General features: G+C 60.5%; 16 protein-coding genes. 12 read left to right on the plus strand and 4 right to left on the minus strand.

The window, feature by feature from the left end:
* Positions 1–262: 262 nt before the first annotated feature.
* The 4 genes from QWJ34_RS09780 to QWJ34_RS09795 are packed head-to-tail and all read left to right on the plus strand — an operon-like array spanning position 263 to position 4,092.
* Positions 263–1,396 (plus strand): ABC transporter ATP-binding protein, encoded by a 1,134-nt coding sequence (locus QWJ34_RS09780; RefSeq protein ID WP_302727504.1) that lies wholly within the window; start codon positions 263–265, stop codon positions 1,394–1,396.
* A complete protein-coding gene (locus QWJ34_RS09785; protein WP_302727352.1) occupies positions 1,386–2,207 on the plus strand; it encodes an ABC transporter permease in 822 nt (273 codons plus the stop codon). Before QWJ34_RS09780 ends, QWJ34_RS09785 begins: the two co-directional genes overlap by 11 nt.
* Positions 2,204–3,025 carry an ABC transporter permease gene (locus tag QWJ34_RS09790; protein ID WP_302727353.1) on the plus strand — a complete coding sequence of 274 codons (822 nt, stop codon included), beginning with the start codon at positions 2,204–2,206 and terminating at the stop codon, positions 3,023–3,025. Before QWJ34_RS09785 ends, QWJ34_RS09790 begins: the two co-directional genes overlap by 4 nt.
* Positions 3,022–4,092: an ABC transporter substrate-binding protein gene (locus QWJ34_RS09795; protein ID WP_302727354.1), complete on the plus strand. Its 1,071-nt coding sequence runs from the start codon at positions 3,022–3,024 to the stop codon at positions 4,090–4,092. The genes QWJ34_RS09790 and QWJ34_RS09795 overlap by 4 nt, the downstream gene beginning before the upstream one ends.
* 136 nt (positions 4,093–4,228) lie before the next feature.
* On the opposite strand, the gene QWJ34_RS09800 is transcribed toward QWJ34_RS09795, so the two are convergent.
* The gene (locus QWJ34_RS09800) at positions 4,229–5,857 is read right to left on the minus strand and encodes a M56 family metallopeptidase (RefSeq protein WP_302727355.1); all 1,629 of its coding nucleotides are present in this window, start codon (positions 5,855–5,857) and stop codon (positions 4,229–4,231) included.
* Positions 5,858–5,888: 31 nt separating this feature from the next.
* Positions 5,889–6,296, minus strand: coding sequence for a BlaI/MecI/CopY family transcriptional regulator (locus tag QWJ34_RS09805; protein ID WP_302727357.1), 408 nt, complete (start codon positions 6,294–6,296; stop codon positions 5,889–5,891).
* Positions 6,297–6,543: 247 nt separating this feature from the next.
* On the opposite strand from QWJ34_RS09805, the gene QWJ34_RS09810 reads away from it, so the two are divergent.
* On the plus strand, positions 6,544–8,469 hold the full coding sequence (locus tag QWJ34_RS09810; protein WP_302727358.1) for an acyltransferase family protein: 1,926 nt from the start codon (positions 6,544–6,546) through the stop codon (positions 8,467–8,469).
* Positions 8,470–8,658: 189 nt separating this feature from the next.
* On the opposite strand, the gene QWJ34_RS09815 is transcribed toward QWJ34_RS09810, so the two are convergent.
* Both QWJ34_RS09815 and QWJ34_RS09820 read right to left on the minus strand, forming a co-directional pair.
* On the minus strand, positions 8,659–9,168 hold the full coding sequence (locus QWJ34_RS09815; protein WP_302727359.1) for a hypothetical protein: 510 nt from the start codon (positions 9,166–9,168) through the stop codon (positions 8,659–8,661).
* Between the two features lie 248 nt (positions 9,169–9,416).
* Entirely contained in the window at positions 9,417–11,453 is a 2,037-nt protein-coding gene (locus QWJ34_RS09820; RefSeq protein ID WP_302727360.1) for a DUF2207 domain-containing protein, read from the minus strand.
* A 176-nt stretch (positions 11,454–11,629) separates the two neighbouring features.
* On the opposite strand from QWJ34_RS09820, the gene QWJ34_RS09825 reads away from it, so the two are divergent.
* The 7 genes from QWJ34_RS09825 to QWJ34_RS09855 all read left to right on the plus strand — a co-directional run bounded on the left by QWJ34_RS09825 (position 11,630) and on the right by QWJ34_RS09855 (position 17,878).
* Positions 11,630–12,613, plus strand: coding sequence for an aldo/keto reductase (locus QWJ34_RS09825; protein ID WP_302727361.1), 984 nt, complete (start codon positions 11,630–11,632; stop codon positions 12,611–12,613).
* 49 nt (positions 12,614–12,662) lie between these two features.
* The gene (locus QWJ34_RS09830) at positions 12,663–13,313 is read left to right on the plus strand and encodes a pyroglutamyl-peptidase I (protein WP_302727363.1); all 651 of its coding nucleotides are present in this window, start codon (positions 12,663–12,665) and stop codon (positions 13,311–13,313) included.
* A gap of 294 nt (positions 13,314–13,607) precedes the next feature.
* Positions 13,608–14,150, plus strand: a complete 543-nt coding sequence (locus tag QWJ34_RS09835; RefSeq protein ID WP_302727365.1) for a hypothetical protein — start codon at positions 13,608–13,610, stop codon at positions 14,148–14,150.
* Positions 14,151–14,373: 223 nt separating this feature from the next.
* Positions 14,374–14,775 (plus strand): FlxA-like family protein, encoded by a 402-nt coding sequence (locus QWJ34_RS09840; RefSeq protein ID WP_302727367.1) that lies wholly within the window; start codon positions 14,374–14,376, stop codon positions 14,773–14,775.
* A 201-nt stretch (positions 14,776–14,976) separates the two neighbouring features.
* A complete protein-coding gene (locus QWJ34_RS09845; protein WP_302727369.1) occupies positions 14,977–15,513 on the plus strand; it encodes an RNA polymerase sigma factor in 537 nt (178 codons plus the stop codon).
* A complete protein-coding gene (locus tag QWJ34_RS09850) occupies positions 15,510–16,865 on the plus strand; it encodes a DUF4850 domain-containing protein (RefSeq protein ID WP_302727371.1) in 1,356 nt (451 codons plus the stop codon). Before QWJ34_RS09845 ends, QWJ34_RS09850 begins: the two co-directional genes overlap by 4 nt.
* A complete protein-coding gene (locus tag QWJ34_RS09855; protein ID WP_302727373.1) occupies positions 16,865–17,878 on the plus strand; it encodes a WD40 repeat domain-containing protein in 1,014 nt (337 codons plus the stop codon). The genes QWJ34_RS09850 and QWJ34_RS09855 overlap by 1 nt, the downstream gene beginning before the upstream one ends.
* Positions 17,879–17,918 lie beyond the last annotated feature (40 nt).

Consider the following 17,918-nt stretch of genomic DNA (forward strand, 5'->3'; position numbering starts at 1 on the left):
GCCTCCAATATAACGCCGTCCCCTTAAACGAACCTGAACCTTTTTTTCGACTCTCCATTGCCGCATACAAATCGCAAAATGCCGAATATTCCCCCAAGTTTTAACCAACAAAGCGACCCCGGTATACATACATATGTAGCATCCGCGAGTTTTTTTCTATAGAATAGCGGGTAGAAACAGGTTAACGATCACGTTGAATATCGGGATAAGGCCGGAGCCGTTCGGGGTCCGGATATCCTGTTGCCAGAGGAGGGGTTTCATCATCGCAGAACAGACTATCATCCGTTTCGACTCCGTCACCAAGACGTACGAAGACGGACTGACCGTATTGAAAAAGATCGATTTCGAAATCGAGCGGGGCAAGTTCTACACGCTGCTCGGTCCTTCGGGCTGCGGCAAAACGACCATCCTGCGCATGATCGCGGGATTCATGGAGCCGACCGCCGGCTCGATCTACCTCGGCGGACGGATCATCAACAAAGTGCCGCCGGAGAAACGCCAGGTCAATACCGTGTTCCAGGACTACGCTCTTTTCCCGCATCTGAACGTGTTCGAGAACGTGGCGTTCGGGCTGCGCATCAAGAAATTGAAGCAAAGCGTGGTCGAGGCCAAAGTGGCCGAAGCGCTGAAAATGGTCAACCTGGAAGGCTACGAGCGCCGCGCGATCACCGAAATGTCCGGCGGCCAGCGCCAGCGCGTGGCGATCGCCCGGGCGATCGTGAACGAGCCGGAAGTGCTGCTGCTCGACGAGCCGCTGTCCGCGCTCGACCTCAAGCTGCGCACCGAGATGCAGTACGTGCTGCGCGAGCTTCAGCAGCGCCTCGGCATCACCTTCATCTTCGTCACGCACGACCAGGAGGAAGCGCTGGCGATGTCCGATTATATCTTCGTCATGAACGAAGGGCGCATCGAGCAGAGCGGCACGCCGAACGATATTTACGACGAGCCGATCAACCGCTTCGTGGCGGACTTTATCGGGGAATCGAATATGGTGCCGGGCGTGATGATCGAGGACTATCTGGTCGAGTTCAACGGCAAAAGGTTCGAGTGCGTCGACGCCGGCCTGCGCGCAAACGAGCCGATCGAGATCGTCATCCGTCCGGAAGACCTGGAGATCACCGCGCAGGAAGCCGGAAAGCTCAAAGTCAAAGTCGATACGCAGCTGTTCCGCGGCGTCCACTACGAGATCAGCTGCTACGACGAATCCGGCCAGGAATGGCTGGTCCATTCGACCAGGCGGGCCGAGGTGGGCGCGCAGATCGGCCTGACGTTCGAACCGGAAGCGATCCACGTCATGCGCTTCGGGGAAACGGAGGAAGAGTTCGACCGACGACTCGAAGCCTACGAGGACGACGAAGACGAAGCGGAAACGCCGGGAGCGGGCCATGAACGGTAAAAGCAGCGGAAACGCGCGGTCGCTCGCCTACATTCCGTACTATTTGTGGGTGGCGTTGTTCGTCATCGCGCCTGTCGTGCTGGTCGTGTACTACTCGCTGTTCGACGTGGACGGCAATCTGACGTTTTCCAACTATGTGGACTTTTTTACGCCCGTATACCTGAAAATGACGATCAGTTCGTTCTGGTACGCGTTCCTGATTACGCTGTTCTCGCTGCTGATCGCGTATCCGGCGGCGTTCCTGCTCACGCGGACCAAGCACAAGCAGCTCTGGCTGCTGCTGATCATCCTGCCGACGTGGATCAACCTGCTGCTGAAAACGTACGCGTTTATCGGCATCTTCGGCACGTACGGCCCGATCAACGCGCTGCTGGGCTCGATCGGTTTCGGCGAGAAACAGCTGCTGTTTACGAGCGGCAGCTTCGTGTTCGTGTCGATCTACATTTTCGTGCCGTTTATGATCATGCCGATCTACAACGCGCTGGAAGAACTGAACGTATCGCTGACCGACGCGGCCCGCGACCTCGGCGCCTCGGGCTGGATCACGTTCAGACGGGTTGTTTTTCCGCTGACGCTCTCGGGCGTGAAATCGGGCTGCATCTCGGTGTTTATACCGGCGCTGTCGCTGTTTATGATTACGCGCCTGATCGCCGGCAACAAAGTGATTACGCTCGGCACGGCGATCGAACAGCACTTTCTCGTTACGCAGGATTGGGGCATGGGCTCGACCGTCGCCGTGTTCCTGATCGTGGCGATGGCCGTCATTATGTTCCTGACCGGCGGCAGCGGTAAGAAAGGGGTGCGGAGATGAGGAAAAAGAACGGGATCTCCAACTTGTACCTGGTGCTGGTGTTCGCCGTGCTGTACGCGCCGATTCTGTACCTGATGTTCTATTCGTTCAACAGCGGCGGCACCATGCACGACTTCGAAGGTTTTACGCTGGATTATTATAAAGAAGTATTTGCCGATACGCGGCTGATTATTATCGTCATCAACACGCTGGTCATCGCGCTGCTGTCGTCGACGATCGCGACCGTCATCGCCGTATTCGGCTCGCTCGCGATCCAGAGCATCCGCCGCAGCCGCGTGCAAAACACGCTGCTGTCGCTCAACAATGTCCTGATCGTCAGCCCGGACGTCATTATCGGCGCTTCGTTCCTGATCCTGTTTACGCTGGTCGGGGTCAAGCTCGGCTTCGCGTCGGTGCTGATCTCCCACGTGGCGTTCAGCATCCCGATCGCGGTGCTGATGATCCTGCCGCGGCTCCAGGAGATGAGCCCGACGCTGATCGACGCGGCCCGCGACCTGGGCGCAAGCCGGCGCGACGTGCTGGCGAAAGTCATTCTGCCGTTTATCCGTCCGGGCATCTTCAGCGGATTTTTCATGGCGCTGACGTACTCGCTGGACGACTTCGCCGTCACGTTCTTCGTGACGGGCAGCGGCTATTCGACGCTCGCCGTCGAGATTTATTCGCGGGCGCGGCAGGGCGTGTCGCTGTCGATCAACGCGCTGTCCACGCTGATCTTCCTGTTTACCGTATTCCTCGTCGTCGCGTACTACATTTCGACGCGGCGCGGCGAGAAGCGGAAAAACGGCGAGCCCGCCGCGCGGATGGGGGTGCCGAGATGAAGTCGATGAGCCGCGTGCTGATCCTGATTCTGGCGGTTTCCTTCGCGCTGATGTTCCTGGCGAACCGGCTCAACTCCAGCCAGGGCTATACGAGCGGAAACACGCTGACCATCTACAACTGGGGCGATTATATCGATCCCGAACTGCTGGACCGTTTCCAGGAAGAAACGGGCATCACGGTCATCTACCAGACGTTCGATTCGAACGAAGCGATGCTGACCAAGATCGAGCAGGGCGGCACCACGTTCGACGTGGCCGTGCCGTCCGATTACGCGATCGAGAAGATGCGGGAAGAAGACCTGCTGATTCCGCTCGACCACGACAAGATTCCAAATATGGCCAATATCGATCCCAAGTTCCTGAACCTGTCGTTCGACCCGGACAACCAATACTCGATGCCTTACTTCTGGGGCACGCTCGGCGTCGTGTACAACCCGAACCTGACCGACCTGACGTTCAAGAGCTGGGCAGACCTGTGGGACCCGTCGCTGCGCAACGATATCCTGCTGACGGACGGCGCCCGGGAAGTAATCGGAACGGGGCTCGCCAGCCTCGGCTATTCGCTTAACGAGACGAACGAAGAGCATCTTCAGCAGGCGCTGAATAAGCTGAACGAACTGTCCCCGAACGTCAAAGCGATCGTCGGCGACGAGATCAAGCTGCTGCTGGCGAACGGCGAAGCGGCGGCGGGGCTGGTGTTCTCGGGCGACGCGTCGGAGATCATGAGCGAGAACGAGGAACTGGATTACGTGGTGCCGGAGGAAGGGTCCAATCTGTACTTCGACAACATGGTCGTTCCGAAAACGGCGCAGAACGTCGACGGGGCGATGCAGTTTATCAACTTTATGCTCGACCCGGAAGTGAACGCGCAGAATACGGAGTACGTCGGCTATTCGACCCCGAACGACGCCGCGCTCGGCCTGCTGCCGGAAGACATTTCGGGCGACGAACGTTTCTACCCGCCGGACAGCCTGACCGAACAGCTTGAAGTATACGAGAATCTGGGCAAAAAGATGCTGGTGCACTACAACGAGCTGTTCCTGCAATTTAAAATGAACGGGGCTTGACCGGCGGAACGGAAAGCTCCGGGCGCGGGCACGGATAAAGTAAACAAAAGCAAACGGCTTCGCAATCCACGGCGGCAAGTGGACGGCGAAGCCGTTTTTTGTGCGCGCTGCCCGGTTGTCCGGGCTGTTCGGTCCGTTATCCTTCCAGTCCGTAAGAGGCGATCGTCCAGCCGTTTTCGGTTTCTTGCATTTCCAGTGTCAGATAGTAAAGCATACCTCTGTCCGAATAGTACAGCTCCATCGACACGCCTTGCAGTCTACCCGGTCTGTCTTCGATGATGAACTTAAGATTGACGGATTGTATCGTCTGATTATCGGTTTTCGAAGGATAATGGTTTCTTCTGCGATCGGGATCGGTCAAATAAGCGTTCATCTTCTCGCGATCGCCTGCAAGATAAGCTTCCGTGAACGTTCTGGCTGTCTGCTGCAGGTCGCGTCCGCTCTCGCTGTTCAGAAAATCGCGGGATGCGTCGTCCCGGACCGTTGTGCGGTAAGGAAGGTTTCCTTCGGTCGGCTTCGCCGGAGCCGGCTCGTTCGTTTCCGTGGAGGCGTCCGATTGCGGAGGCTCGGTTTTTTCCGCGGAAGAAGGGTTATCGGCCGGTTCGCTCTTGTCCGAATCTTCGGGCTCGGCCGCTTCGGGTTCGGACACTGCCGGCTCGGGTACTTCGGATTCGGACTCTTTCCCAGAAGCGGCGGGGTCCGACGCGGTCGCAGATTCGGCGGTCTGGCGCGGTTCCGTTCCGCACGCCACCAGAACGCCGGAAGACACCAGCAACGCGGATAGCAGCAGTCCGGCCGGCAGTCCGCCGGATTTGCTTCGCGTATCGAGAATGCTCGCGAAGCGGCGCAGCATCGCTTTTCTGCCTCCGGTAAAAGGGGTGCATAAAGCCGAATTTCTGCCCGACTGCGCGCTCATCATGGACAGGATGACTTCGCTGTACCGTTTGCGGTACTCCAGGCCTCGGCCTTTGACGGCTTCGCTGTCGCAGACGTGTTCGACGTCTCGGCCGGCTTCCCGAGCGAGCAGATGCACGAACGGATTGAACCAGTGCGCCGACTGCGCGGCAAGCAGAACGGTTTTGTAAACGAGATGGCGCTGTTTATGGTGAATAAGTTCATGCCTGAAAATGACCTCCAACTGCTGTCGGTCGTACGTCCCGGCGGGCAGCCAGACGGTCGCGCGCAGCAGTCCGGTCAGCATTGGCCCGTTCAGCGCGCGGCTCGTTCTGAGCCGGACGTTTCCGCGGATGCCGAGTTCGGACAGGGTTTGCGCGAACGTTTCGACGTGGTCCGGATCGGTGGCGTTTCTCGCCCATCTGCGGACTTTGCGCATATACAGCAGATGCCCGGCAATATGGAATGCGGGGAAAGCAATCGCGCCCGCAAGCCAGACGAATAACGCGATCTGCGCCGCCGTCATGGACGCCTTCGCCGAAGCGAGAAAGCTATCGCCTGTCTTCGTATTGCCCGGCATTCCGGATGCCGCTTCTTTGCCGGCCACGGTATCCGCCGCAGAGACGGCTTCGGCCGGAAAAGCAGGCTCTGCCGATTCGACGGCGGCCGGACGCTCGATCTGCAAAGGCGCTTGAGGCAGCGAGAAGTTAAGCGGAATCAGCAGCCGGATCGCCACGGCGAGCCAGATCCAGTACCGCCATTTGGCCGCGTACCGCCTGCCTGTCAGCGGGCGGAGCAGCAGCAGCGCCAGGATCACGAGCGAAGCGCCCAGCGTAATTTCGATCAGAGTCGCCAACAGATGTTCAAGCAAAGTCAGTCCTCCTTTAGGGGATCTTCCAAGCTTAATCCTTGTCTTTGTTCGAGTGGGCGTCGTTGGTTCGGTCGTCGATAAAATCGCGCAGTTCCTTCAAATCTTTTTCCGTCAGCGAATCGCTCTCGTACAAGGACACCACGAAGCTTTTCAGGGAATTGCCGTACAGCTTCTCCAGGATCGTTTTGCTTTCGCTTTTCAAATACGTGTTCTCGTCGACGACGGCCCGGTACGCATTGAATCTGCCTCGACGCTCGCTGGACACGAAGCCGCGTTCCTGCAGCCGGTTCAAAAAGTTGAGCACCGTGGTGACGCCCCAGGTCTTGCTGCCTTCCAGCGCTTTCATAATATCCGCGGACGTTACAGGCTGCGGCGAATCCCAGATGATCTTCATGACTTCAAGCTCCGCATCCGGCAGCCGTCCCGATTTGTTTTTCATCCTGCACGCTCCTTATTCGACAAATGGTGAATTAATTAAGTTGATTTTACATTTGTCGAATAAAGAAGTCAACTCCTCCAATGTGTGTTCCGGCAAAATGAAAGCTGGAAAAAAACGACTCAATTCTGGCTATCGCGGCGACTCCTGCTTATAATAAGACATAGTTATCTTGAACCGGACCGCTGCTTGGCGGCTCGAATTCCCGCCGGAGAACGACAGAATCCGAATCAGCGAAAGGGCAGAGGCCATGATCAACGGACAACACGCAGGCAACGAGGCGAAAAGCGAGAATCGGCGTTACGGCAGCGATTCCCGGGCATCGGGCGGACGGACTTCCGCCGCCGAGCGGCCGAAGCACAATGCGGGCCGCTATATGCCGGGACTGGACGGACTGCGGGCGCTGGCCGTACTGGCGGTCATTTTTTATCATCTTCATACGGAATGGGCGCCCGGCGGACTGCTCGGCGTCACGATGTTCTTCGTGCTGTCGGGCTATCTGATCACGGATATCCTGATGGCGCAGTGGGACCGAATGGGCCGCTTCGACATGAAAGACTTCTGGGTGCGGCGCGCGAAGCGGCTGCTGCCGGCCATGCTGGCCGTCGTGCTGGCGACGGTGCTGTGGTCGATCGTCGTCGACCGGTCCCGGCTGCCGGCCATGCTCGGCGACGTTCCGGCGGCGCTGCTGTACTACAGCAACTGGTGGCTGATCTTCCACGAAGTCTCGTACTTCCAGAGCTTCGGCCCGCTGTCGCCGCTCGGCCACCTCTGGTCGCTGGCGGTCGAAGAGCAGTTCTATATCTTCTGGCCGGTGCTGCTCGGCATCGGGCTGATCCTGGCCAACAAGCGGCGCGCAAGGCTGGCGCTGGTGCTGGCCGGCCTGTCGCTGGCTTCGGCGCTGGCCATGGGCATCATGTATCATCCCGGCGAAGATCCGAGCCGGGTCTACTACGGTACCGATACGCGGCTGTTCTCGCTGCTGATCGGCGCGGCGCTCGCCGTCGTCTGGCCGAGCCGCAAGCTCAAAACGAATATTTCGAAATCCGCGACGAAGACGCTCGATATCACGGCGACGATCTGCCTGATCGTGATCGCGGTGCTGATCTTCAAGTCGAACGATTACGGCACGTTCCTGTACCGGGGCGGCATGGTGCTGCTGTCGCTGGCGACGACGATTCTCGTCGCCGCGCTGGCTCATCCGGCCTGCCGCCTCGGCCGGGTGCTGGGCGCGAAGCCGCTGCGCTGGATCGGCGCCCGCTCGTACGGGCTGTATCTGTGGCACTATCCGGTGATTGTGCTGACGACTCCGCTCGTCAACACGGGCGGACCGAATATCACGCGGATTCTGCTGCAATTGCTGGTCAGCTTCGCGCTGGCGGCGCTGTCTTACCGCTATATCGAGCAGCCGGTGCGTACAGGCGAATTCGGCAAATGGTGGCGGCGCGTCATGCGCGCGCCGGGCGCGGGACGCAAACGGCTTGCAAGCACGCTGGGCGGAACCGCGGCGGGCATTCTGCTGCTGGGCGTGCTCATGAATGTGCTGGCGCCAGCGCCGGAAGAGCAGACGCCTTACGCGGGCACCGAAGCCGCGGCCGCCGAGCCGCAGCCGGGCGCGGCGGCGGGAACGCCGGAAAGCGGCGCGCAGGCCGCCGGGGCGGAAGCTTCGGCCGGGACCGGCGAAGCGGCGGCGCTGCCGGCGGGAGCGGGCATCGGCATCACGGCGATCGGCGACTCCGTCATGCTCGATATCGAGCCGTACCTGGCGGCCGAGCTGCCGGGCATCACAGTCGACGGACTGGTCGGCCGCCAGATGTCGCAGGCTCCGGCGCTGATTACCGAACTGGAATCGCGGAACCGGATCGGCAGCACGGTGGTGATCGAGCTGGGCACCAACGGCTCGTTTACCGACGAACAGCTCGACACGCTGCTCGCCGAGCTGACGGACGTGAGAAAGATCGTGCTGATGAATACCCGGGTTCCCCGTCCGTGGGAACAGGTCGTCAACGCGGCGCTGGAACGCGCGGCGCAGCGCGACGAGCGGATCACGCTCGTCGACTGGTACTCGGCCAGCGCCGGCCGCGACGATTATTTCGCCAAGGACGGCGTGCACCTGATGCCGGCCGGAGCGCGGGCGTACACGGAACTGCTGGTGGACGCGCTGCGCGGCGCATAAATCGGCAGATAGATATATGAAGGGATGGGGCGCTTTCGCTGCGGCGAAGCGGAGCCCATCCCTTTTTTTGAATGTGCGCATAGACACCGTTACGGTTTCGAACCCGCGCCAAAAAGCTCCCGCTTTCCGCTTATCGCGAAAAACGGGAGCTTTTTGGCGCGTTTTGCGTTTATCGACCCGGCCGCCCGATCAATGTCTGACTTTCCGGCGGGACGAGAGCAGCAGCAGAACGCCCGCCCCGATCAGCAGGAACACCAGCACCGGCTGGCCCAGGAAGACGCCGGTGGTTAGCGCCGAGATCGAGAACACGGCGAAGAACAGCAGCGACAGCACGGTCAGGATGTTGATCGGGATCAGCAGCCAGCGGTTGCGGCCGCCGAACCAGTAGAATTCGAACAATCCGACCGCGGGAGCCAGGATAAAGCCCGGCCACATGATATCCCAGCTGCCGAACAGCATGGCGATCTGGCAGACGATGGCGACCGTCACCAGCAGGCCGCCCGGAATCAGCAGCCCCGGCGCCCGGCCGTGCGTCATCGAGAAATACATCCAGTGGAAAAACAGACCGAGCGGCAGAATGAACAGCGAAGCCCAGAAGTAGCCGAAGATCGAACCCGGCGTCATGCCCGTGCTCTGGCCGAACAGCATGTAAGCGCCGAGCAGGATCAGCAGCGGGCCCAGAATCGCTTTTTTTGCCATCGCAATTCCTCCTTTTCTTTTATGTAGAATATAAATCGGCGATAGCGTTAACCCGACAGGTCCGATAAAGCTTGGACGAGCTTGCGTTTCCTATTTACTTTTCTTATTCTACGCCGGGCGGAAGCCTCTTTCCTCGTCCAGCGGGTGGAAATGGCCTCGGTCCCGAGACCGATTTGCGGAGCGGCGGCTGCCTGCGCGGCACTCGTGCAGAGGGCTGCAGCCTGCCCGCGCTCTTCGTCCCGGAGCATTCAGAACGCGCCGGCGCCGCCTCCTCCGCCCCCGCTTCCGCCGCTCGAAGTCGTGCCGGCGCCGGAATCCGAACCGCCGCCCGGAAGCAGCGGATACGATAGCGAGCCGGAGAACAAGTGGAACGCGAACAAGGAGGCGTTCGGATTCATCGAGAGCGGGAATCGGTTGTCGTCGTGCCGATAATCGAAGCTCGGCCGTTCGTGCGGCGGCTTCGCGGAGTCTTGATAGGTGCCGGCGGCGATCATCCATACGGTCAGTCGTTCCGCTTCCGCCGGCGCAAGTCCCCGCAGCGCTTCGGGCTGCTTCGACAGCCGCCCGGAAAGGTGGCGAATGCCGGCATGCAGCCGGACCGCTTCGCCCGAAGCGAAGCCGGCGGGGAGAGAGAACGTCAGCAGAGCGGAGGCGCACATCGTCAAAGAGGCCAGCCGGAAGCCGTATCGTTCGTCCAGGTACAGCACAGCGAGGGAAGCGAGCGCGCCGCAAATCAGGATGCCGGCGCGTCCGGCGGCGGCTCCGCTTTCCGGATTCGTCAGGCACATATAGGTCGCCAGCGCGCCCAGCGCCGCGAACAGCAGGCCGCCCCATACGATTGCCGTTACGGATGCCAGGCCGGCCGCCAGCAGATAAACGGCCAGGGCTGCGATGATCCATACGATCGCGACCGATGCGGGAGTAAACCAGCGGTTTCGGCGCACGTCGCCGCGCATCGGCTCTTCTTCCCCGACAAGCTTCGACCATTCGTTGAAGTTCGGCCTGAAGGTTTGATTGTAGATTTTCTGTCCCTGCTCCAGACGCTTGGCCGACGAACGTTCCGCTGCGCTCAACCCGCTCAACGAATTCAGCGTATACGTTTCGTTTCCGCTGTTCGGAAGCAGCCAGCCGATCAGAAAGCGTTCGGACGGCTGCAAAGAAACGGCCCGGGCGTCGGCGGACAACCGGTAGTGCCGGCTTTCCGCCGATGCGCCGTGCTTATCCTTTTTGTCGATCCGCACCGCTCCTTTGCGATACAGAGACAGCAGTCCGGAAGCGACGTCTTCGTCCTGGAGCCGCGAATGGCGGCGGATATAAGCCATGCGCAGCGGGTCCAGATCGAGCAGCTGTTCGTCGGACGGAAGGCCGCCGGGCGCAAACAGCCTGCGCACTCGGGGCAGAAGCGCCCACAGCAGCGCGAACGCCGCCGAGATCGCGGCGAAAACGCCCAGCACGTGCGGAATGGAAGGCAGCGCTTCCCGAAGCGCATAACGTTCCCGGAGCTTTCGCTCGGTCTTTCCCGCCAGCGCAGCGCCTGCGGGAGCCTGCGGCACCAGTTCGGCGGGAAAGCGGAAATGCAGCCGGGATTCGCTGTATTTCGGCAGCAGATCGTTGAAATAACTGAGGGTCCGGCCGGTTTGTGCGGTGATCCGGCCGCCGTATTTGTCCTCCAGAAAGACCGAAGTTTGCTCCGGCGCCGCGGCGGCGGGCAGCGTGACGGCGATGCTCAGGTTCCGCAGCGCGCTCTGGTTGTCTTTGTCGAAAAACGACCAGTTCAGCAGTGCCGTTCCGTTCTCGGTATGTACGACATCGCTGAGTGCGTAACGGTACAGCACCGTAACTTTTTCGCTTTCCGATTCGGTGTACGCCCGGTATACGGGCAGGCCGTTTTCATAGCGATGAGTCGTCTCCAGCTTCTCCAGACCGGCAAGTTCTTCGTCTGTCGGCAGCGTGTCCAAAGACAGTTCCGCCGGCGCTTTGTAAGCTTCGAACGCCTCGATTTTTCCGTAGCCGGAAGAAGGCAGTGCCCGGGTCGTTCCGTTATAATGACCTTTGAACCGGTAATCGTACACTTCGTAAACGATCAGGTTGCCGTCTTCGCGGACGATCGCGCTCACTTCGGTCCGTTCGATCTTGAATTTGCGCTCGGTCAGCGTACCCCACGTCGAAACAGCCAGGACGACAGCCAGCATAAGGGCGGCGATCCAGTTCCATGTGCGGCGCCTTTTGCGGCGGATATCTCCCGGGCTAACCGGATAAGGGGATTTGCGGGTTATGCGGGACATAAGGTTCCTCCAGTTCGGATTTTGCTGCGTTTCGCTTCTTTTTTATCGTTCCAGTGTATCCTTTTACGCGCGCTCCGGAAAGTCGTTTCGAATAAGTAAAAGAGCGCGTCCGCTTGCAACCGCTTCCTTTTTTACGTACATTGAAATGAAGAAACAGATTGACGGGAGGCGCGAGCATGAAGTACAGACAGCTTGGCAAAAGTGATCTGCGGGTCAGCGAGATCGGCTTCGGCACATGGGCGATCGGCGGGGACTGGGGCGGCTCCAGCGACGAAGACGCTCTTGAAGGACTGCGCCGCGCGATGGACGAAGGCGTGAATTTTTTCGATACGGCGGACGTGTACGGAGGCGGACATGCGGAGAACCTGCTGGCCGAAGCGACGAAAGGGCGCGAAGACGAAATCCATATCGCGACCAAATTCTGCCGGGCGGGCGATATCGGCGATCCGGCCAACTATTCGGAGGAAGCGGTGCGACACTACTGCGAAGACAGCCTCAAGCGGCTCGGCCGCGAGCGGATCGATCTGTACCAGATTCACTGCCCGCCGACCGGCATTTTGCGGGACGGGGCCGTCTTCGGCGTGCTGGACAAGCTCAAGAAAGAAGGCAAGATCCGGCATTACGGCGTCAGCGTGGAAACGGTGGAGCAGGGACTTCTTTGTCTGAACGTGCCGGGCGTAAGCGCGCTTCAAATCATTTTCAACCTGCTGCGGCAGACGCCGACGGAGGAACTGCTGCCGCAGGCCGCGGAAAAAGGCGTGGGCATTCTTGTCCGGCTGCCGCTGGCGAGCGGGCTGCTGACCGGCAAGTTTACCCAAGCAAGCACGTTCGCCGCGAACGATCACCGGAACTTCAACGCCAACGGCGAGCAGTTCAATGTGGGCGAGACGTTTGCGGGCCTGCCGTTTGAAAAAGGGGTGGAGCTGGCGGACGGGCTGAAATGGATCGCGGAAGGACGGGGCGATATGGCCCGGGCGTCGATGCGCTGGATTCTGGATCAGCCGGGCGTGAGCACGATTATTCCGGGTTTCAAAAATACGCGCCAGGTCGAAGACAATCTGGGCGCGGCGCAGGCGCCGGGTTACAGCGAGGAAGAAATCGGCCGGCTGGCCGACTTCTATCGCGACCGCGTCAAGCCGCATGTCCGGGGCGAGATCTGACTCCGCGCGCAAAAATGATACAATAGGCAAAAAAGACGGAGGTCTATCCATGAAAATTCTGATTTCCGGCTTCGAGCCGTTCGGCGATTCGCCGATCAATCCGACGCAGGAACTGACGGAGCGGATCGCCGGAGAATCGTTCGACGGCGTCGAGCTGCATACGCTGCTGCTGCCGGTGCGTTACGACGACTGCGCGGCGGAATTGCTCGCCGAAGTGAATCGGCTGCGCCCCGACGCCGTCATCGCCTGCGGCCTGGCCGCGGGACGCACGGCGATCACGCCGGAGCGGATCGCGATCAATGTCAAAGACACCGAAAGTTACGCCGACAACGGCGGCTGCAGCCCGCGGGACGAACCGATCCGCGCCGGCGGACCGGACGGGCTGTTCGCGACGCTGCCGGTTCGCCGCATCGTGGAGGAGCTGCGCGCCGCCGGAATTCCGGCGGCCCTGTCCAACACCGCCGGCGCGTATATCTGCAACAATACGATGTACGCGCTGCTGGACGAACTGCGCCGGAGCGGCGCGGACACGCTCGCCGGCTTCGTGCACTTTCCGGCTTCGACCAAGCTGGCGGCCCTGAAGCCGTCGCTGCCGTCGCTGCCGCAGGAAACGCTGCTGGACGGGCTGCGCCTGATCGTCCGCGCGACGGCGGAAGCGGTGCGCGGGCAGGTTGACGGCGACCGGCGTGCTTTGCCGTAATCGCGTCGCCGAATTTACGTGCACGTCCTAAATTAAAGAATTAGCAAATCGATAAGCTTGCAGCGACCGAATTACCGGTTTCTGCAAGTTTTTTTGCATTCGGCTGTTACAAATGAGAAAAAGGGGGTAATGAATACGGAATCGGCATGCCCTGTGCCGATTTTCGGATTCAGCCCATTAACGGACTTCCGTTGCCCATACATAGTAGCCGTTGCTGCTGCTTTTAAGAATCCAGACTCGACCTGCGAATGCCCGGACGATTTCAAACTTTCATCAGGAAAGGCGGATGACATCATGAGCTTCTCTCCAATATCTTCGCTCAGCAAGCTGCCCGCTATGAACGGCAGCTATACGCCGAGCCGTCAAGGCAAAGCGCCCCTGGAGAATCGCAAGACCAGCCTGGAAGTCGAATTGTCGCGCGTGCTTCAGATGCCGGAATCGGTAGCCGACCGCGAACAGCGCGCCATGCGCCTGCGGCGTCATATTGCATTGCTGGAACGCCATATCGCCCTGCTGGACGCCGCCAACGGCGAACGTCCCGAATTCACCGTTCAGGGCCGTCAGGAGCATGAAGGCTCCGAACACCGGGAACAGCCGGAATTCTCGCTGCCCGAGGAACCGGAAGAACCGCAAACCCGCGAAGGAACTTCTTCCGCCGCGCATTCCGAGCTGATGCGCAAAGGCGGCGAGCTCGCCCGGGCGGCTTTCGCTTCGTTCGACGCGCCCGGTTCGCTGTACGCGGCTCCGCCGACTGCGGGCGCCGTTCAGCCGTGGGAAAGCCACAAGCCGCCCGCGCAGGCCGCGAAGCTCGGCCGCAATTTCGACGTCAGCGTTTGATTGAGCGGCGGCGGAAGCCGGACTGCTCCGGCGCAGGGATTACGCTTTTGAAGAAAAGAATGCGAAGTCCGTCCCCGGTCCTGGGGACGGACTTTTTTGACGGAATTTCGGAGTTCGCTCTTTCGTTCATACGGAATTCATACAGCCGCTTTATAATACGAGGCAGCAGGCGGACCGATCCCAGTCCGGTCCTCCAATTTCCGTATAGAAAGCAGGGTTCAACATGGCGATCTCATCCGTATCCGCCGCAGGCGTCTCTTCCGGCTACTCCGGCTACTCCGCTTCTTCAAGCGCGTCGCAGCAGCTTGCGCAGCTGGAGAAGCAGAAAACAACGCTGGAATCGGAACTGACCAAGGCTAAGCAGAGCTCGGACAGCAAAGAAGAAAAAGCGGAAAAAACCAAAGAGATTCAGCAGCAGATTCAGCAGCTCGAACGCCAGATCGCCCAGCTGAACGCGCAGAAGACTCAATCTTCCCAATCGTCCGAGGCCGCGGCTCCCGCCGGCGGCGCGAAGGCGGACGGCTCGGCCGCCGATCAGGCGTCCGGCGGAAGCAAAGCCCTGCTGCAAAATACGGCTTCGGCTTCGGCCGGACCGGTCGGCAGCCTGCTCGACATCCGGGCGTAAACCGCCCGGCGTCACCCCTTCCCGCCGGCGATCCCCCGGTCCCGGCGGCTCTGAACGAAGCGGTCTTATGCAGCTCCACCCCTTGGAAAAGAACCCGACGCGGCCCAATCCCGCCGTCCGGGTTCTTTTCTTTTTCCGGGACCAGCAACTTTTCTTCCGCTGACGGGGTCATTGTGGATAGAGAAGAGAAGGAGGGGCGGTATGGCGCATGAACTGAAAGACGTCGTGGCCATGAGCGCGGAAGCTTTTGTACCGGTCATGGAACAATACGGGGAGGACGTATGGAATTACTTATACATGCTGACGCGCAGCCGGGAACTGGCGGACGACCTGGCTCAGGAAACGTTTATCCGGGCCTATCGCCATCTGCATTCGTACCGGGGAGAAGCGGCCGTCAAAACGTGGCTGCTGCGAATCGCGCGCAACCGCTGGTATTCGTACCGGCGTCTGGCGTTCGTCCGCCGGGTTACGCTGACCGACCGACTGCCGGAAACGAACGCGTCCGATTCGGCGGAAGAAGAATTTCTGCGCGCCGAGCTGACGAGCGAAGTCTGGCGGACGGTGCTGGAACTGCCGGTCAAATACAGGGAGATTCTGATGCTGCGGGCGCATTACGAAATGTCGATGGAAGAGCTGGCGGAAGCGCTTGGCATTACGGTATCGGCGGCCAAGTCGAGATTGCAGCGCGCGCGCCGCAAAGCGGCCGAATTATGGGGAGAGGAGCGGAGCGAAGCATGACGAAAAAAGATATCGACTGGGAAAAAGAGCTGAAGCCAAAACCTTTTCGCAATAATTCGTTTACGCCGCAGATGATGCGCCGGGTGGAAGAACAGCTCAAAGCCGGGCCGAGCCGCGTGTCGACGTTCGGACGCCGCGCGGGCGTGCTGACGCTGGGAGCGGCGCTGCTGGCGGGCGTGATCGCGCTGGAAAGCAGCGGAGCGCTGTCTTCGCTGCGGCAGAAGCCGGCCGTGTCGGCGCCGGATACGCCGAGGCAGTCGGTATGGCTGGCTTTTCCGCACAAGAAAGAAGACGGATCGGTCGGCACGGGAGCGGTTTCCGTTCCATTGGAGACCGTTCAGGCGAGAATGTCGGTCGGCTACCCGCGCACGGAAACCGCGCCGTCGCTGCCGAAGATGACGTTTGCGCTGACCGAGGAAGAAGCCGCGCAGCTCAAATCGGTGCTGGTCTATCACCCGGACGACGGGCAGGGTTATCTGCTGCTGGTGCCGAGAACGTGGACGCTCGTCAGCGCCGTCGCCGGAGCGAACGGGTCGTTCAGCTCAATATTTGCCGACCCGGACAATCCCGTCGAGCAGTTGGAATACGACGTCTCCTTTAACGGCCCTGCAATTTCGGGTATCGGAACGTATTTCCCGGACCGCGCGGAATGGGCCGGGCAGCAGGGTTACGAGCCGGACACCCGCGAAGGGACGAATCTGCGCGTGCTGTACTCCAACGAGGCGGAAGAAAAGGGTTTTTCCCGTTATGAGTGGACACGCCAGGGAGAAGGGGCGGTCGCGGGCGGCGCGGCTTATTATTCGATGACCGGACAGGGAAATCTGTTTCGCAAGCTGGAAATGTCGCTTGCCGGCACGGCAAACAGTACCGCCGCAGATACCATCCTCCGGTTCTTCGAAGACAACGACGGCGCTCTGGAGGCGAAGGCGCAGGCCCTGAAGCCGGAAGAGATGATTTACGACATCAAAGAACTCTATGAACGGCTTCGCGCGGACGGGCTCGTTCTGTCGGATCTGTCCGAATCGGATACTCCGGTGTACGACCGGCCGGTGAACGGAGTCGAGCCGCGCGAACGGCTGATCGACCTCAAGAAAGCCGGCGGCGCGCGGCCCGAGCGGCTGACGTTCTTCCGCTTCGCCAGCCGGGAAGACGCGCAGGCCGGTCTGGAGAACCTGAACGGGACTTTGAACGCCGGAGCCGGCACGAACGAATCCGGCATTTCCCCGCATTTGTTTATCGGGGCGAACTTCGTCGTCGTGTACTGGACCGGCGGAGACAGCGAGAATCCGTTTGGTTACGACAAGGCGATTCGCGATGCGTTGAACGATTACGAAACGGGGAAGATCTTATGATGAGCAGGCCGAAAAGGCAGAGCGGCAGCGGTAAAGCCGGTCTGTCGCGGATATTTGCCGTGCTGCTGACGGGGGCCGCGGCGCTTGCGCTGCCGGCCGGCTGCGGTTCGCCGGAGCAGACGGCATCGGCTCCGGGGAACGGGAACGTCCGGCAGTCGCAGGCTGCGGAAGAAAGCTCGCCGTCCGGGCCGGGCAGCGCGCAGGCGACGAACGGGAAAGCGCCGGGAGATGCGGCGGTCCAAAGCGACGGCGAGGGCGCCGAAGACCTTATCGGGCCCGATTCGGGCCCCATCGATATGTCCGCGTACGATCTGGGCGGCAGGTCGATCGTCCAAACCGTGCTGCCGGACCGTATGACCTGGCAAAGCGGCGCATACAAGGTGAAGGCCGAAGTGGAGCAATATTACGGAGAGCCGGCCGGGGAAGGCGTACCGCTGGAAGCGGCGAAAGTCGGCGCGATTACGGTCGAGGGCGGAGCGCTGCCGGAGCCGGTCGCGTTGAAGAACGAGCTGGATTCGCTGGTACAGGTATCTTTTTCCGCGGACGGCCGGTATCTGGCTCTGATCGGCAGCGAAGCCGGACCGCTCAATCCTCGGAATCAACTGCTGATCCTGGACCTGGCGGCCGGAACCTACGAGAAGATGAGCGGGGTGCTGGAAAAATGGGGCGGAGGCGCCGGCAGCGCGCATACTTCGGCCTGGTCGCCCGAAGGCCATACGCTCGCGCTGACATTCGGGGACGCGGCCGAGAACCGGTTTGCGCTGTACGATCCGCAGACGAAAGAATTGAGCGGAATCGCTGCCGGCGACTTTTACTCCGTTGCGATTCTGGTCTGGAGCAAAAACGGCGATTTCCTGGATTGGATCGGCGAGAATCCGTCGGATCGCTTCGGCCTGTACCGGTATACGCCGCGGACCGGCGGAATCGAGCGGCTGCGGGATGCCGGCCGGGCGGAATTGATGAATGCGGCGGAAAGTCTCAAAGGCCGGATCGTTTATCGGAAGAGCGATTGACCGGGGTTGGATAAAGCGGTAAAATTAATCGGTAATTAAA

Source organism: Saccharibacillus sp. CPCC 101409 (genome assembly GCF_030518235.1).
Taxonomy (GTDB): domain Bacteria; phylum Bacillota; class Bacilli; order Paenibacillales; family Paenibacillaceae; genus Saccharibacillus.